The sequence below is a fragment of the Gracilibacillus sp. Marseille-QA3620 genome, from assembly GCF_054950035.1.
In genome coordinates, this window is sequence record NZ_CM143102.1 from 1212979 (window position 1) to 1230102 (window position 17124).

The 17124-nt window shown below is 44.5% G+C and carries 17 protein-coding genes; 15 read left to right on the forward strand and 2 right to left on the reverse strand.

The genetic code is table 11. The annotated features are described in order from the left end of the window. Position 1: 1 nt before the first annotated feature. Positions 2 to 1006: a glycosyltransferase family 2 protein gene (locus ACY8DX_RS06200; RefSeq protein ID WP_049671654.1), complete on the forward strand. Its 1005-nt coding sequence runs from the start codon at positions 2 to 4 to the stop codon at positions 1004 to 1006. Between the two features lie 21 nt (positions 1007 to 1027). Continuing rightward, positions 1028 to 1633, forward strand: a complete 606-nt coding sequence (locus tag ACY8DX_RS06205; RefSeq protein WP_049671653.1) for a DedA family protein — start codon at positions 1028 to 1030, stop codon at positions 1631 to 1633. Between the two features lie 336 nt (positions 1634 to 1969). On the opposite strand, the gene ACY8DX_RS06210 is transcribed toward ACY8DX_RS06205, so the two are convergent. Then, positions 1970 to 2515, reverse strand: coding sequence for a YdhK family protein (locus ACY8DX_RS06210; protein ID WP_439802287.1), 546 nt, complete (start codon positions 2513 to 2515; stop codon positions 1970 to 1972). A gap of 185 nt (positions 2516 to 2700) precedes the next feature. On the opposite strand from ACY8DX_RS06210, the gene ACY8DX_RS06215 reads away from it, so the two are divergent. The 10 genes from ACY8DX_RS06215 to ACY8DX_RS06260 all read left to right on the forward strand — a co-directional run bounded on the left by ACY8DX_RS06215 (position 2701) and on the right by ACY8DX_RS06260 (position 13088). Beyond that, positions 2701 to 3525 carry a M55 family metallopeptidase gene (locus ACY8DX_RS06215; protein ID WP_462406900.1) on the forward strand — a complete coding sequence of 275 codons (825 nt, stop codon included), beginning with the start codon at positions 2701 to 2703 and terminating at the stop codon, positions 3523 to 3525. A gap of 49 nt (positions 3526 to 3574) precedes the next feature. Continuing rightward, positions 3575 to 4471 carry an ABC transporter permease gene (locus ACY8DX_RS06220; RefSeq protein WP_462406404.1) on the forward strand — a complete coding sequence of 299 codons (897 nt, stop codon included), beginning with the start codon at positions 3575 to 3577 and terminating at the stop codon, positions 4469 to 4471. Further along, the gene (locus tag ACY8DX_RS06225; RefSeq protein WP_439802288.1) at positions 4468 to 5418 is read left to right on the forward strand and encodes an ABC transporter permease; all 951 of its coding nucleotides are present in this window, start codon (positions 4468 to 4470) and stop codon (positions 5416 to 5418) included. The genes ACY8DX_RS06220 and ACY8DX_RS06225 overlap by 4 nt, the downstream gene beginning before the upstream one ends. A 5-nt stretch (positions 5419 to 5423) precedes the next feature. Next, positions 5424 to 6434 (forward strand): ABC transporter ATP-binding protein, encoded by a 1011-nt coding sequence (locus ACY8DX_RS06230; protein ID WP_462406405.1) that lies wholly within the window; start codon positions 5424 to 5426, stop codon positions 6432 to 6434. A gap of 18 nt (positions 6435 to 6452) precedes the next feature. Further along, complete coding sequence (locus ACY8DX_RS06235; protein WP_462406406.1) at positions 6453 to 8075, forward strand: peptide ABC transporter substrate-binding protein; 1623 nt, start codon at positions 6453 to 6455, stop codon at positions 8073 to 8075. Positions 8076 to 8170: 95 nt separating this feature from the next. After that, positions 8171 to 9115 carry a S66 peptidase family protein gene (locus tag ACY8DX_RS06240; RefSeq protein ID WP_462406407.1) on the forward strand — a complete coding sequence of 315 codons (945 nt, stop codon included), beginning with the start codon at positions 8171 to 8173 and terminating at the stop codon, positions 9113 to 9115. Beyond that, positions 9096 to 10178 (forward strand): dipeptide epimerase, encoded by a 1083-nt coding sequence (locus ACY8DX_RS06245; protein ID WP_462406408.1) that lies wholly within the window; start codon positions 9096 to 9098, stop codon positions 10176 to 10178. Before ACY8DX_RS06240 ends, ACY8DX_RS06245 begins: the two co-directional genes overlap by 20 nt. 13 nt (positions 10179 to 10191) lie before the next feature. After that, entirely contained in the window at positions 10192 to 11112 is a 921-nt protein-coding gene (locus ACY8DX_RS06250) for a C40 family peptidase (protein WP_462406409.1), read from the forward strand. After that, on the forward strand, positions 11109 to 12119 hold the full coding sequence (locus ACY8DX_RS06255) for an ABC transporter ATP-binding protein (protein WP_439802294.1): 1011 nt from the start codon (positions 11109 to 11111) through the stop codon (positions 12117 to 12119). The genes ACY8DX_RS06250 and ACY8DX_RS06255 overlap by 4 nt, the downstream gene beginning before the upstream one ends. A gap of 90 nt (positions 12120 to 12209) precedes the next feature. Next, positions 12210 to 13088 carry an ADP-ribosylglycohydrolase family protein gene (locus ACY8DX_RS06260; RefSeq protein ID WP_462406410.1) on the forward strand — a complete coding sequence of 293 codons (879 nt, stop codon included), beginning with the start codon at positions 12210 to 12212 and terminating at the stop codon, positions 13086 to 13088. 280 nt (positions 13089 to 13368) lie between these two features. Here ACY8DX_RS06260 and ACY8DX_RS06265 read toward each other — a convergent pair whose 3' ends face one another. Further along, the gene (locus ACY8DX_RS06265; protein WP_049671643.1) at positions 13369 to 14025 is read right to left on the reverse strand and encodes a hypothetical protein; all 657 of its coding nucleotides are present in this window, start codon (positions 14023 to 14025) and stop codon (positions 13369 to 13371) included. Between the two features lie 358 nt (positions 14026 to 14383). On the opposite strand from ACY8DX_RS06265, the gene ACY8DX_RS06270 reads away from it, so the two are divergent. The 3 genes from ACY8DX_RS06270 (at position 14384) to ACY8DX_RS06280 (ending at position 17046) form a co-directional block, all read left to right on the forward strand. Then, the gene (locus tag ACY8DX_RS06270; protein ID WP_462406411.1) at positions 14384 to 14992 is read left to right on the forward strand and encodes an alpha/beta hydrolase; all 609 of its coding nucleotides are present in this window, start codon (positions 14384 to 14386) and stop codon (positions 14990 to 14992) included. Positions 14993 to 15005: 13 nt separating this feature from the next. Next, the gene (locus ACY8DX_RS06275; RefSeq protein WP_462406412.1) at positions 15006 to 15620 is read left to right on the forward strand and encodes a flavin reductase family protein; all 615 of its coding nucleotides are present in this window, start codon (positions 15006 to 15008) and stop codon (positions 15618 to 15620) included. A 202-nt stretch (positions 15621 to 15822) separates the two neighbouring features. Further along, positions 15823 to 17046 (forward strand): ISL3 family transposase, encoded by a 1224-nt coding sequence (locus ACY8DX_RS06280; protein WP_462406874.1) that lies wholly within the window; start codon positions 15823 to 15825, stop codon positions 17044 to 17046. Positions 17047 to 17124 lie beyond the last annotated feature (78 nt).

The window sequence follows — 17124 nt, forward strand, 5'->3', positions numbered from 1 at the left end:
CATGAATATGCCAGTATTGACGATTGTCGTTCCATGCTACAACGAGCAAGAGATTCTGCCGAAAACAATGGATGAGCTAACGGCTGTCCTGCTGGAACTGATGGAGCTGAAGCTAGTATCCAATAGGAGTAATATTTTATTTGTCGATGATGGAAGCAAGGATCTCACGTGGAATCTGATTCAAGTGGAAAGCATGCAGAACCATTTGGTGCGAGGGATTAAATTAGCCGGTAATGTAGGTCACCAAAATGCCTTGCTTGCTGGCCTTGAGGCCGCGCAAAAACAATCTGATTGTGTTATATCCATCGATGCAGACCTGCAGGATGATATAAACGTTATACGAACCATGGTAGAGAAGTACAATGAAGGATATGACATTGTTTATGGAGTTCGAGACAAGAGGCAGACGGATACGTTCTTTAAACGGAATACAGCCTTGGCCTTCTACCGGGTGATGGGTACACTTGGCATTCGGTTAATCCCGAACCATGCCGATTATCGACTGATGAGCCGGCGAGCATTGACTGAGCTTCTTAGATACAAAGAAAGAAATTTATTCTTACGTGGAATGATACCCTTAATTGGATTTTCGCAAACGAATGTTTATTATGAAAGAAAGGAGAGGGAGCTGGGGGTTTCTAAATATCCTTTGAAAAAGATGCTTTCCTTTGCTTTTGATGGAATTACGAGTTTTAGTGTCGCACCAATTCGGTTTGTGACCTATTTAGGATTTATTACCTTGCTTGTCAGTGTGCTGGCCGGGAGCTATGCATTGCTTCAGAAATGGTTCGGAAACACGCAGTCGGGCTGGACAAGCCTCATGATATCTTTATGGATGATTGGCGGTTTGCAGTTGATTGGCATCGGGATTGTCGGTGAATATATCGGCAAGATTTTCAAGGAAGTTAAAGGGAGGCCGATTTATGCCATCGATGTTGACCACTACTCAGAAAAGTTAGATGATGCAGCGAACGAGGCTGCATGGAAACGGGAAGGAACCTCTTAACTGAAGAAGAAAGGGATTAAAATGATTTTAGACTTTATTTCACAATATATTCAGAGCTATGGTTATTTCGTGATATTTGGCGCCCTTTTCATCGCCATGATTGGCATCCCAGCTCCAGAGGAGACATTACTAGTCCTTATTGGAGGAATGTTATTAGAAAGCGGGCTGCATTTCATTCAAGTAATTGCAGTTGCCTTGCTTGCTGCCAATACGGCGATGCTTGTCACCTATCTCACTGGAAGGAAGTTTGGGAATCAACTCGTTAGCCGTTATGGACATAAGGTTCATATGACACCGGCTAAATGGGGAAGAATGAAACAGAAGCTAGAAAAATATGACGGGATAAGGGTAATATTCACCTATTTTGTTCCTGGTGTGCGTCAATTGGTCCCTTTTCTATCTGGTATACGAAAGGTATCCTACACGGCTTTCTTTCTTTTTACGTTTACGGGCAGCCTATTATGGACTGTATTCTATACAACTGTTGGCTATTATCTGGGAGGTACGCTTGGACCAGTCTTTCTAGGTTGGTTTGCCATTGGCATGTGTGTGCTGTTTGCAGGCCTCATCCTATCAAAGCGCTTTGCAAAAGGAAGTGCGAATGAAGATCATATCGTACATAAATAAGGGCCTGGGACAAAAGGTTTCCAATAACTAAAGACGCCGAACTATTTTAATGCGCAGTTTAAAATGGTTCGGCGTTTTTTATTTTGTTTAGTTCTGTTAAAGATGAATATTGTTAATAGAGTACCGGTGATTGTAGTGGAAGGCGGTTGACTCCTGCGGGATTAGCGGACAGGGGAGACCCCGCAGATGCTGAAAGCAACGAGGAGGCTCCCCGACCGCCCCGCGGAAAGCAACCGCCTGTAACGAAAATCACCGCTTTAGATTAACTAAGCCTAAATTTCAATGCAACATTCGGTATTAGACACAGCAAATGTTGTTATGTCCCAATCTATTATTTTATTTCTCTGAAAGCTCATCGTCGGTTACCCATTTGTGGTTGGTTACTTTGTCTCCGCCATTCGTTGGGGTGTAATCAATCATATAAACGGTCGTTTTTTCTGCTGAATCGATTTCAGCTAAAGCTCCGTTCATTCCATCCATATGGTCGGCATTGACGGTCACCTTTGTTCCAGGTTCGAGTGCTTCATCTCCTGTTGCTTCTTCAACCTCCTCTTGAATGACCCATTTATGGTCTTCAACTGGATCTCCTCCATCTGTTGGTGTATAGGTGATAGAATAGGCAATCGTCTCATAGGCTCCAACGATTGTAGCAGTAGCTCCTTTCATTCCATCCATATGGCCATCCTTTAAAATAGCTTCACTGCCAACAGGAAAGGCAGGGTTTTCACTTTCTTTAATGCCATCAGGCAAATCGCCTGAGCTTGAATGATTCATTGTTGAATGGTCCATTTCCTGTTTGTCCTCTTCAGGAGAAGAATTCGAACAGGCTCCAAGCAGAATGAGTGTCACAATAGATAACAGGATCAATAATCGTTTTTGCATGTTCCTCTCTCCTTTCATCAATATGAACATCATAACAGAGGAATTTATTTCCATTCAATGAATGTGCATGAGATAGGATGATGATCACAATAATCATGAAATTAGTCCGAATGACAATTGTAAAAATATGTATCCTGCACTATAATTGTTAGATAATTCCAACAAGTGAGAGGGAGGGGAATATGATGAAGATTTACATGTCTGTGGATATGGAGGGGATTACAGGGTTGGTGGACCATACTCATGTGTCCTCAAATCATCATAATTATGAACGGAGCAGGCGCATCATGACAGAGGAGGCCAATGCCATTATTACGAGTCTGTTCATGAATGGCAGTGAGGAGGTTGTCGTTAATGATAGTCATAGCAAAATGAACAACCTTCTCGTGGAACTCTTGCATCCCGATACACAGCTGATTACTGGAGATGTGAAGCCGTATTCGATGGTGCAAGGATTGGATTCCTCCTTTGATGGAGCTATTTTTGCCGGCTATCATGCAAGGGCCTCTATGCCAGGCGTCCTTTCACATACCATGATTTTTGGTGTTCGAAATATGTACATAGATGATAAGCCCATTGGTGAACTTGGCTTTAACGCCTATGTGGCTGGTTATTATAACGTGCCTGTTCTAATGGTTGCAGGAGATGACCAGGCGGCTTTTGAAGCTAGTGAGCTAATTGAACATGTTACAACAGCGGCAGTGAAAACAACAATTTCAAGATCAGCTGCGAAAACACTGACCCCGGCAAAATCAAAGCAGTTACTGGCAGAAGCGGCAAGTGGGGCACTTAAGAACCGATCGCGTGTCAAACCTTTGACACCGCCTAAACGCCCTGTTCTTAAGATTGAGTTTGCTAATTACGGACAGGCGGAATGGGCGAATCTGATGCCAGGGACGGAATTGATTGAAGGAACAACAATCGTTCAGTTTGAGGCAGAGGATATTCTTCAGGCTTATCAGGCCATGCTTGTGATGACGGAATTGGCCATGCGTACAACGTTTTGTTAGGGAAGAGGTGGCCCATCTGAATACATTTATTATCCGCCGCCTTGTCTCTATGCTTTTAACCTTATGGCTGATCATTACAGGTACATTTTTCTTGATGCATGCCGTTCCAGGCTCCCCATTTAATGAGGAAAGGACGACCAATGAGGCAGTACAGAGGAATTTGATTGCTTATTACCAATTGGATGAGCCATTAGTCGTTCAGTATGTGAACTACTTGAAATCGGTCATCACATTAGATTTTGGTCCCTCCATCAAAAAATCCTCACAAACGGTGAATGACATGATTTCTTGGGGATTCCCCGTTTCCTTAGAGCTGGGTCTTTACACTCTTATCGTAACCATTGTGTCAGGCATTACACTTGGTGTGATTGCTGCCTTGAGAAGAAATGGTATCATCGATTATTTGGCTATGACCATTGCTGTTTTAGGAATTTCTATTCCCAACTTTGTGTTGGCAACTTTATTTATTCAAGTGTTTGCTGTTAAGGCAGGATGGCTGCCGGCCGCAACTTGGACAAGCTGGCGTCATATGATTCTGCCTACTTTTGCCCTAGCGACAGGTCCAATGGCGATTATTGCGAGGCTGACCCGTTCGAGCATGCTTGAGGTGCTGACCCAGGATTATATCCGTACGGCCAAGGCGAAAGGATTGAGTCCAGCCAAAATCGTGTTTAAGCATGCCCTGCGTAATGCTCTTTTGCCTGTCGTGACCGTACTCGGGACATTGGCGGCAAGCATTCTGACCGGAACGTTCGTGATTGAGAAGATTTTCGCCATACCCGGGATGGGCAAGTATTTCATTGAAAGCATCAATAATCGTGATTATCCGGTCATAATGGGAACAACCGTTTTTTATAGCTCTGTCCTGATCATCATGCTTTTCTTGGTGGATATCGCCTATGGAATCCTTGACCCTCGCATTAATTTGAATAAGAAAGAGGGGTGAACGCTTTGCACGTGAAATCGAAACAACCAAAAGAAATACCAGATGAATGGTTTAAGCCCCTTGACCAAAAAGCTCTTGATGCAGAGGCTGTCGTTCGCCCAAGCAGGACTTATTGGCAGGACTCGTGGCAAATGCTTCGTCAGAATAAACTGGCGATGGCAGGGTTGGTGTTTCTCTCATTTCTTGTCATCATGGCCATTATCGGTCCTTCGCTCTCGCCAAACCCTATTGAAAAGCAATCCATCATGAATCAAAATATGCCTCCTTCATCTGAATATTGGTTTGGCACAGATGATCTTGGCCGAGATGTATTTGCGAGAACCTGGTATGGTGCCCGTGTCTCTTTATTTGTAGGAATCATGGCAGCCATGATTGATTTCTTTGTAGGCGTGATTTATGGGGGTGTAGCAGGCTATAAGGGAGGAAGAACTGACCATCTGATGATGCGAATCATTGAGGTGCTGTACGGATTGCCTTACTTGCTTTTGGTCATTCTTCTTGCGGTCGTAATGGGACCTGGATTATTTACCATCATTATCGCTTTGTCTGTGACAGGATGGATTGGAATGGCGCGGATTGTCCGAGGGCAGGTGCTTCAAATCAAGAACTATGAATTCGTGCTCGCATCTAAAACCTTTGGAACAAAGACACGAAGGATTATTCGTAGAAATTTATTGCCGAATGCAATGGGGCCGATTATTGTTCAGCTGACATTGACCATTCCATCGGCCATTTTTGCGGAAGCTTTTTTGAGCTTTCTCGGATTAGGCATTCAAGCCCCTCATGCGAGCTGGGGAGGAATGCTGAATGACGCATTGGGCGTTATATTGAGCGGATATTGGTGGCGTTTGTTCTTCCCTGCCCTGTTCATATCGATGACCATGTTTGCCTTTAATGTGGTTGGCGATGGACTTCAAGATGCACTCGACCCGAAGCTTAGGAGATGATTTAGATGGAGAAGGTTCTTCAAGTACATGACTTGTATGTTCAATTCTCGACCTTTGGCGGGATTGTCCATGCCGTACGCGGCGTGTCGTTCAGTCTTTACCGCGGAGAAACGTTGGCCATTGTCGGGGAATCAGGATGTGGAAAAAGTGTAACATCACAAAGCATAATGGGACTTATACCAACCCCGCATGGACGGATTACAAAAGGAAAAATTCAATATGGCGGAAGGGACCTTGCCAAGCTTAAGGAAGCGGATTTGCGGAAGATTAGGGGAGTCGATATCTCGATGATTTTCCAAGATCCTATGACGGCCTTGAATCCGACAATCACGATTGGCGAACAAATAACAGAGGGTTTAATGGAGCATCAAAAGCTATCAAAATCCTCTGCTAAGAGGAAGGGTCTTGAGTATTTGGAGATGGTGGGAATCGCCAATCCGGACATACGGTTTAAGCAATATCCGCATCAGTTCAGCGGCGGAATGAGGCAGAGAATCGTTATTGCTATGGCGCTTATTTGCGAGCCTGATATTTTGATAGCGGATGAGCCGACTACAGCGCTTGATGTCACGATTCAAGCTCAAATTCTCGACCTCTTTCGTCAAATACAAAAGCAGACAGGCGTCTCCATTATTTTGATCACTCACGATATGGGCGTTGTGGCCCAAGTGGCGGACCGGATTGCGGTTATGTATGCCGGAAAAATTGTAGAAACCGGCAGCAGAAGGGATATCTTCTATCATGCGCGGCACCCCTATACAAAAGGGCTTTTGCAGTCTATTCCGCGTTTGGACCAGGAAGGGGAACTCATCCCGATAGCCGGTTCTCCGCCTGATTTATTTGCACCGCCGCAAGGGTGTCCTTTTACCGCTAGATGTGATTATGCGATGGAGGTATGCGCCAGAGTATATCCGGAAAGAACACATATTCAGGATGCCCATCTTGTCAATTGCTGGCTGGAGGATGAAAGAGCTGGACTAGGGAGAAATGCAGCTGGAAAGAACAGCTATTATTAATTATTTAGGGGGATGAGGATGAAGAAAGCAATTTCTGTTTTAAGCATTTTGATGATGCTGGTGTTGAGTGCAGCTTGTACGGCGACAAAGGAATCTGGCAATGAAGACAGGAAGGGCAATCAAGATGGCGATGAAAAGGTTCTTTATTTGAATAATGGAGAAGAACCAACGTCCTTCGACCCGCCAATCGGCTTTAATGCGGTTTCCTGGAACGCACTTAATAATTTGATGGAAGGGTTGACGAGGCTTGGGAAGAACCATGAACCTGAAAAAGCAGCAGCTGAAAATTGGGAGGTATCAGATGATGGGAAGGTATATACCTTCTTTATCCGTGAGGATGCGAAATGGTCTAATGGCGATGATTTGACTGCCTCTGATTTCGTCTATGCGTGGAAACGGCTCTTAGATCCGGAAACGGCTTCTGGTGCTGCCTTTCTCGGTTATTTCATTGAGGGCGGAGAAGCCTTTAATACAGAAAAAGGGACTGCAGACGATGTAAAGGTTGAGGCGGTTGATGAAAAGACCTTTAAGGTAACATTGACAAGTCCGCAAGCATATTTCTTGAGTGTTATCACGAATCCAGCATTCTTCCCTATCAATGAGAAGACAGCCAAAGAGAATCCTGAGTGGTTTGCCGAAGCAGAAAGCTTTGTTGGAAACGGCCCATTTATCCTATCTGAGTGGAAGCATGACAGTCACATGATTATGAAGAAGAACCCGGAATATTGGGATGCTGATTCGGTCAATCTCGATAAAGTAAACTGGGCAATGGTCAATGATACAACGACCGAATATCAGATGTACACGAACGGGGAACTGGATACGTCTGATGTGCCTCCAGAGATGAGCGGTCAATTGATTAAGGAGGATAAAGTAAAGGTTGAAGAACAGGCCGGACTTTATTTCTTCCGTTTCAATGTTGAGAAAGAGCCTTTCCAAAATATCAATATCCGGAAGGCATTTGCGATGGCGACAGATCAAAAGCAGCTAGTTGATTATGTGACGAAGAATGAAGAGGAGCCCGCCTATGGATTTGTGGCTCCAGGATTCAAGGACCCTTCTGGCAAGGACTTTAGGGAGATAAATGGAGATTTAATGGTGACAGATGTGAACAAAGCAAAGGAATTGCTGGCTAAAGGGCTCGAGGAAGAGAACTATGACAAGCTTCCCGAGGTCACGTTAACGTACTCTACGGGAGATGATACGCATAAGAAGATTGCGGAAGCCTTGCAGCAAATGTATAAGGAGAATCTTGGCGTGGATGTGAAGCTGGCTAATTTGGAATCCAATGTCTTTGCAGAAGACCAAAAGGCGTTGAAGCTTCAGTTTTCCAGAAGCTCCTTCCTGGCAGATTATGCAGACCCGATTAACTTTTTGGAAAACTTCCAAACTGGCCACTCGATGAACCGGACTGGCTGGAGCAGTGAAAAGTATGATGAACTAATCAAGAAAGCAAAGCTTGAGAGTGATGAAAAGAAGCGTTATGAGTTGATGTATGAGGCAGAACAAATTCTAATGGGTGAAATGCCAATCATCCCAATTCACTTCTACAATCAATTGTATTTACAGGCAGATGGCGTCACGGACATCATTCGCCATCCAGTTGGCTATTTGGAATTAAAATGGGCGGATAAAAAGTAAGGTTGGTTAGAGCAAGGGTACGAATACAATAGGATAAAACCGATGAGAAGGATGTTCGATTGAGAACATCCTTTTAACAGATTGGAGTGTGCTGAATGGCTGTCAAACCAGAGAGACTTAAGAGGGGAGATAAGGTAGGAATCATTGCGCCTGCAAGTCCCCCTGACTTAGAGAAATTAAAAAGAGCTGTTCCATTTTTCGAGGAGGCTTTAGGACTGGAGCTGGTTGTTGGAAAGAACATAGAGAACCAATACGGCTATTTGGCCGGAAGGGATGAGGAGCGGGCAAGTGATGTGATGTCGATGTTCCTTGACCCGGATATTAAGGCTGTTTTTTGTGCCTGCGGCGGCTATGGAACGGCAAGAATCGCAGATTTACTCGACTATGAAGCTATTAAGAACCATCCCAAAATTTTTTGGGGCTATAGCGATATTACCTACCTTCATACCGCCATTAGACAGCGAGCTGGATTGGTGTCTTTCCATGGGCCGATGCTTGCCAGTGATATCGGAAATAAGGAGGTTCATTCCATAACGAAACAATCATTTAACCAATTGTTCAGTCCAGAGGGGCTTTGTTACACAGAGGAGATCTCAAGGCTTGACGTATTGGTAGAAGGGTCAGGAGAAGGGGAACTTGTTGGAGGGAATTTATGTTTGATTACCTCCTCGCTTGGTACGGAAAATGAGATTGATACGGATGGAAAGATTCTCTTTATTGAAGATATACATGAAGAACCCCGGAATGTTGACCGTTACTTGAATCAGCTGTGGAATGCCGGAAAACTTCAAGGAATCAAAGGGCTTGTTATAGGTGATTTCTCTGACGGAGAGCCGGAACGCCAAAAAACTTTAACGCTTGAAGAAGTTCTACATCATTATGCGGACTTAATTGGGAAGCCTGCCATGAGCGGATTCATGATTGGGCATTGTGATCCTCATTTTGCTATTCCACTTGGCACGGCATGTACCATCGACACAGCTGCAAAGGTGCTCAAGGTAGAAAGCGGGGTAGTAGCGAATGAAAGTAACAAATATTGATACCTTCCTCGTGAGGGTACCCCTTGTTAAACCATTTAAAACGGCGGTCCGTACCGTTCTGTCTGCAGACTCACTTGTGGTACGCCTTGATTGTGACAATGGAATTTCCGGTTGGGGTGAAGCTCCTGCGACGGTCGCCATTACAGGAGACTCCCTTTCATCCATAGATGCTGCGATAAAGGAGCATCTTGGTCCATTTTTGATTGGAAGGAATCTCTTAGCCTATGAGGAGGTGCTTACTGGATTATCGGGTGTTATGGTAGGAAACACAAGCGCTAAAGCGGCGCTCGATATGGCAGTCTATGATTGTCTTGCACAAAATAGTCATCTCCCATTATATGAATATTTGGGAGGCGCAGACGGAGAGCTTGAGACAAATATGACGGTCAGTGTGAACAGCCCCGAGGAGATGGGGGAGGATACGGAGCGTTATAAGGAGCAAGGTTTTTCTATTTTAAAGGTAAAGGTTGGTATAGGAGATATTGAACTTGATATAAAACGCGTGAGGGAAATCAGAAAAAAGGCAGGAAACCATATACGCATCAGGCTTGATGCCAATCAGGGGTGGTCCCCGAAAATGGCAGTCAGGGCTATAGGGCAGATGGAGGATGAGGGACTGGATATTGAACTGGTGGAACAGCCGGTAAAGGCTCATGATCTGCACGGTCTGAAGCAGGTCACTGATCATGTAAACACGTTGATTATGGCAGATGAGTCTGTGTTCTCCCCTAAGCAGGCGCTCGAGGTCATCAGAATGCGTGCGGCAGACTTGATTAATATCAAGCTGATGAAGGCTGGAGGGATTTATCAAGGGCTGAAGATCAACCAGCTGGCAGAAGCCGCTGGGATGGAATGCATGGCAGGAAGCATGATTGAAACGCATCTTGGCATTACAGCAGCAGCCCATTTTGCGGCAAGCAAGCAAAATATCACACGTTATGATTTTGATGCACCTCTCATGCTTTCAAAAAACATTCTTAATGGCGGGCTTTGTTATCAGACTAACAAGGTTCATTTACCGAAAGAGGCTGGCCTTGGAATCAGGGGAATTCATACGCAATAAGGGAGGAGATTAAATGGACGGAATACATATGCAAGTAGCTGTATCTGTTGCGACGGTCTGGACGTCTTCGGCAGCACCGCGGGAATTGGATCGTCCTGTCATCAGTCATCCAGCCAGAATTTCGGAGTGGCTTATGGGAATGACACTGGCGGATCAGTTGGATTTGCATGATTCCAATCGTATTCAAACGCAAGTGTTATTCGGTGAACATGTAATCGTGACAAAGGTTGAGGGAGATTGGGCATCCATCCATGTACCAGGTCAGCCTACATCGAAGAATGAGAAAGGCTACCCAGGCTGGGTTCCTTTGCGCCAGCTTAGAAAGTTCCAAAACGTTGAAGAAGAAAAGGGGACAGCTATTATTAAAAGCAAGACAGCCCTCTTAAAGATAGAGGGAATGGATTCGACCATCCCGTTATGCTATCAAACAGAGCTGCCTCTCATAAATGCAGCAGGGAACACCATTAAGGTTTTAACGCCCCTTGGCAAGGGTGAACTGCATCGGGATGATGTCCATCTCGGCAAGCCTGCTGGGAGGAAATCAGGAGAAGATATTTGCCGATCAGGTGAGCGTTTTATTGGTCTGCCGTATTTATGGGGAGGGGTGAGCAGCTATGGCTATGATTGCTCAGGCTTTGCCTATACCATGCTGAAGGCAAATGGTTTCCCTGCAGCACGCGATGCGGCCGACCAGGCAAGAGGAGGGAGAGAAGTCTCTTTAGATGCTATTAAGCCAGGGGACCTATTGTTCTTTGCCTATGAGGAGGGGAAAGGAGCGATTCATCATGTCGGAATCTATCATGGAAACGGGCGGCTGCTTCATTCCCCTAAGACAGGAAAATCGATTGAGAGCATACTGCTTGAAGGGACTATTTATGAGGGTGAGCTTTGCTGTGCCCGGCGGTATTATAAGGAAGCGGGGATGGAGGAATGAAAGGCGACAAAATACTGGAACTCCAGGAAGTGAAAAAGCATTTCCAGATTGGCAAAAAGCAGACAGTCAAAGCGGTTGACGGTATCACCTTTCATATCTTCGAGGGGGAATCTGTTGGTCTTGTTGGTGAATCAGGCTGCGGGAAATCCACGCTGGGCAGAACGATCATTGGGCTTTATAAACAATCAGAAGGACAAATTCTCTTCAAGGGAAGGAACACACAATCCTTCGGTGACAAAGAGAAGGCAGCGCTCCATCGGGATATGCAAATGATTTTCCAGGATCCATATGCTTCGCTGAATCCACGTTCGACTGTAATGGAGATTGTCTCTGAGCCGATGGAAGTCCATAAACAATATAAGAATAAAAAAGAGAGGGAGAAGCGTGTTATTGAGCTTCTGGAGGATGTGGGACTTAGTCGAGACCATGCCAATCGGTATCCGCATGAATTCAGCGGGGGACAAAGGCAAAGAATCGGCATTGCCAGGGCGCTTGCATTAAATCCTGATTTCATCATTGCCGATGAACCAATCTCCGCTCTCGATGTCTCTGTGCAAGCACAGGTTGTGAATCTGTTAAAAAGGCTGCAAAGGGAAAAGGGGCTGACCTATTTATTTATTGCTCATGACCTTGCTATGGTCAAACATTTAGCCGACCGTATCGGGGTTATGTATTTAGGCCGCCTCATGGAAATGACAGAGAGCGGAAAGTTGTATTCCAACCCGCTCCATCCTTATACAGAAGCCCTGCTTGGTGCGATTCCCATCCCAGACCCCGATGTGGAAGATGCTCGTGAGCGAACCTTGCTAAAAGGGGAAATACCCAGCCCGACTAATCCGCCGAGTGGATGTGTATTTCGTACGAGGTGTCCTTATGCAATGGAAGTCTGCAGTCGGCAAAAGCCTGCATGGCAAGAGGTTCATCAAGGACATTTCGTTGCTTGTCATTTATATAACGAGGAAGTGATGGGAGAAGAGGTCCGAACTCATATCGCGGCATCACGCTAGTAAGATGACCTTGCCGCTCGATGGTAAAATATTTTGTTATTACTATGTTAAAATAATGAATAGTAGACAAAATAAAAGAGGTGCATCATAATGCTTGATCAAGTGAAAGGCGGTTTATTTGGTGTTGCAATTGGAGATGCTTTAGGCGGAACAACCGAATTCATGACTGAACAGGAGATTAAGAATAAATACGGGAAATTGACTGAAATCATTGGTGGAGGAATATGGCACTTAAAGGCCGGTGAGATAACGGATGATACAGCGATGACGTTATGCGTCGCCAAAGGAATCATCGAATGTCCGGATGACCCAATCCCTCATATCGGAGAGGAATTCCTGAAATGGTATAATCAAAAGCCAAAGGATGTGGGCATAATCATCAGTCAGGTGCTGACCATGTTTACTGGGGACTGGGAGAAAGCGGCCAAGGAGGTTCATTACGAACTGAGCGAGAAGAGTGCAGGAAATGGCTCCTTGATGAGATGCCTGCCTATCGCGCTTGCTTACTCAGATCCTAAGGAATTAGAGGAATTGACTGTACGTCATTCAAAGATGACTCATTACGATGATTCAGCTGCGGAGGCCTGCCTGATTTACAACCGGATTGCCTCTCGCCTGCTAAATGGGGATACCTTGAAGCACTCTCTCCGTGAGGAAACAGCCGGTACCATCTATGAGGACCTACTCACAAATGAGCCTGATTGCCTGCCAGATGGGTATGTCGTACATACAATGAAATGGGTTGTTCACTTCCTCTCCAACTTGGAAACCTTTGAGGACGTAGCAGTGGCTGCCGCAAATAAGGGACATGATACGGATACCGTTGCTGCCATAGCCTGCGGACTTAAAGGAATCGAGACGGGCTACAACCGCCTGCCTGAACGGTTCAAGGAAAAGATTCTTGTAAAGAGGGAATTGAATCAGGTGGCTATCGATCTTTATGACATTCGCAAAGGCAGACAAGGTTAATAAATGCCTTTCAAAAATGAAAGGGTTAGCCATCATTAAATGTTCTAGTACCACTATTCTAGACATTGATGTCACTTGCCGGAGCATCTAAAAGAAGGCGCAAGAAGCGAGATAGTTGATGCGACCTGCCCGTGCACCTGAATGAAGGTGCAGGTTCTAAATATTATGGTTTTTCTTCAATATAGAAAAATACAGCTGAAGGAGCGGCTCCATCTGGAGCCGCTCCTATTTAATTTAATGATTTTCTCATTAGATTTAGACAGCATCTTCTTGCATCGACTTAATGTTGAGGATGTTCCATATTCCAGACAACAATCCCGTCTTCTGTTTTAATGCCCGTCAGGAGTACACGATCCCCATTAGTGAATTTCTTTTCGATATTCTCTTCTAATAAAGGACCTCTAAGCTGATAGGCTGCGGCAACTTGCTTGGGCAACGTGACTTCGATCGTATGTGAATCCGCCATGCCTGAATATGTACCCTCTATGTACTGAACTAGCTCACCTTGCTTATGTGTATAAATAATAGCGATATCTATGATTTTGTTCTGTCCGTTTTCATCTTGATAATAGTAGAGAACGATGCCATCCTCATCAGAAAGATTCTTTACCACTGATTCACATTTTGTGTTTCCCTGGCAATGAAAAGTTTTCGTCTTCCCATCTAAATCAACCTCAATGGTATGATTATCGGCTAATCCTATTACTTTTCCTTGTGCTTCTTTATAGGTAATGTCCTGTGAGGATGCCGCTAGAGAAGAAGAGGTTGAATCGGATTTTGAAGCATCCTTTGCCCACGAAAAGCTATCTCCCCAATTAGATAGGGAAAATCCTAGATACAGGCAGCCAGCTATCGTTAATAGTACCCCCATCTTAAGGAAACTGTTTCTGATTTTTTTTTGCCTTTTCTTTTTTTGACGTGCTCTTGTCACTCTCATTCTTTTATTGACCCTCCCTTTTACTATGGAACGGAAAAAATCCCATCCTTATAATAATTTGTTCTTTTTTCCTTCTATATGTCCGTCAGAGATAAAAAATTATTATGAAGTAGTAGCCTAGTGGTTCATTTAATGAAGTGTGTTATAGATATTTCAATAGTATGGGTGAAAAACGTACCCATTATCCTGCCGATAAAAAATGACTACCTCTTTTACTCATGGCAGGCATAGCTCTAACAAAAACGCTGGTTATCAATGTAGATTATTCAATCAAACCTTTTTGAAATAAACATGGAATATATTATACTGAATTCGAGATGTTTTAGGGCTGGCACAAACAAAGGGATGGTGGAAAACCATGATTGATTATTTTGCTAAAGGAAAAGATGAAAAGGCTCCTACGCTGTTTATGCTCCATGGAACCGGTGGAACGGAACGGGATCTTCTTCCCATTGCGGAGCACCTTTCTCCGGCATCCTCCGTGTTAAGTGTGAGAGGAAATGTTCTTGAACACGGGATGCCGCGCTTCTTTAGAAGACTTGCTGAAGGGGTTTTTGATGAAGAGGACTTGAAGTACAGGACAAAGGAGCTTCGGAATTATTTGGATGAGGCAGCTGTTCGATATGAGTTTGATCGTCACAATGTGGTTGCGATTGGTTATTCCAATGGGGCTAATATAGCCGCAAGTCTATTATTCCACTACGAGAACGTACTCGCTGGAGCCATTCTGTTTCATCCGATGGTACCAATCAGAGGAATCGAATTACCTGATTTGACTGGCCTTCCTGTTTTTATTGGAGCAGGAAAGAATGATCCTATCTGTCCTTCGGAGGAAACAAGCGAACTGGAACGAATACTTTCCGCACAACAGGCTGATGTCACTGTCCATTGGGAGAACTCTGGGCATCAGCTGACATATGCTGAATTAACTGCCGCGGCAAATTGGTTTGGGAAGAGATTTTCTTGAAGGGGGGAATAGCATGATTTCCTTAGATCCGACTGCTATGGGCGAGAGAGAAAATTATAAGTTTTTGACGGGAACGATTGTACCGCGCCCGATAGCGATTGTTTCCTCGATTTCGAATGAGGGAGTCGTTAATATTGCACCGTTCAGCTATTTTACGATTGTAAGTGCAAATCCGCCAATGATTGCTGTCTCGGTTCAAAGAAGGGATGGCCATAAGAAAGATACTTCCCAGAATATATTGGATTCACGTGAGTTTGTGGTCCATATCACGGATGAGTTGAATGCAGTGGATGCTAATCAGACAGCGGCGGAGCTGCCGTCCAATGTAAGTGAATTAGAAGTGTCAGACTTTAAGCTGACAGAGAGTGAAACAGTTCGTGTACCTGGGATTACCAATGCAAAGGTAAGGATGGAATGTACACTTTCTAAGGCGATTCCTCTTGGGGGACAGGTAGCAGATGATGCTAGCTGTGATCTGATTATTGGAAATATTACGCGGTATCATATTGACGAATCGATTTATGAGAATGGAAGAATTAATATAGATGAATTAAGACCTGTCAGCCGTCTTGCCGGCAATCAATATATGAAGCTAGGAGAAAAATTTATTCTGGAACGACCGAAATGAAATGTATAAAGAGACCGTATCTTTTATAAAGGATACGGTCTTTTTTTGGGTCTATTAGCCTGAAGGGTGATAAGGAATGCTTAAAATATTGGTTCTATACTAAATGTTGGGGTGTCCACAAAAAACGGACATAAAAAAAGAGCACACATGCTCCACTTTTCTTATACTTGAATTGTCGAGAAACAAGTCGAAAAGGAGATGTGTGCTCTTGAATTTTAACATAACATTGCCAGGTTTAGAAGACGTTAAGGTGATAAAGTCCAAGGTAAATGATCATGGTGTTTTTGAAATGACCGTGGAGATGCCCCTGACCCCGCATATTTGTCCAAGATGCGGCGAGAAAACAGGGAAGGTTCATGATTATCGCATCCAGTCCGTTCGACATCTGAAAATGGCGGAACGACCAACGATTCTCCAGTATCGTAAACGCCGGTATGCCTGTCAATGCGGGAAAAGGTTTGCCGAACAGAATCCGTTTGTCGATCGGTATCAACGCTTCTCAAAAGAATGGAACCAACAAGTACAAATACGAGCCATCAAAGCGAAGACATTCAAGGAAATCGCCGCTCAATACCACACATCCGTCAGTACCATCATCCGGCGGTTTGATGCCATTGTCCCGTCCTCCATGAAGGGGAAGTCAGCCTTACCAGAAGTGATTGCCATTGATGAATTCAAGGGGAATACAGGCAAGGAAAAGTACCAGCTCATCATCGCAAATGCCGAGACTCGCGAGCCAATTGACATCCTACCAAACCGGCGAAAGGACACCATCAAGGACTATTTGCGCCAATACGGCGCGAAGGTGAAAGTGGTGGTCATGGACATGAGCCAGGCCTTTAAAGCGGCGGTTCAACAGGCGTTGGATCGTCCCATCATTGTGGCGGATAGCTTTCACTTTGTGCGATATATGAATTGGGCGCTGGATCGGGTTCGAGTGAGGGAACAGGCCAGGTGGCATGAATATGACCGAAAGAAATGCAAGAAAGCCCGCTATATCTTTCATAAAGCTGCTCATAAATTAACGGAGAAAGACCAATGGCTTCTTCAGCGATACTTCAGCTTTTCCCCTGAGCTCCAGAAAGCGTATGAGCTCAAGGAAGCCTTTTATACTTGGTTTTATAAGGCAAAAGAAAATGGAGAAAATGGGATTGTGGAGACGCAGAAAGAACTTCGCAAGTTCTATCAGAAGGTAGAAGAGAGTGGCATTCCTGAATTGAGCAAGACAGTCCAAACGTATCGAAACTGGGAAAGAGAAATCTTAAATCGCTTCGAGTTCAATTACTCGAATGGGTTTGTGGAAGGCTTAAACAATTTGACAAAGGTCATGAAACGGAATGGATTTGGCTATCGGAATTTCACCCGATTCCGCGCGAGAATCCTTCTCCATCATCAATATAAAAACATCGGCGATTCATTAGGATAAGGGATAGAGCAAAAAGACTCTACCCCAACACTTGAAAAAGAACCAAAATATTGTATTAGTTTTACTTATCACAAGGAA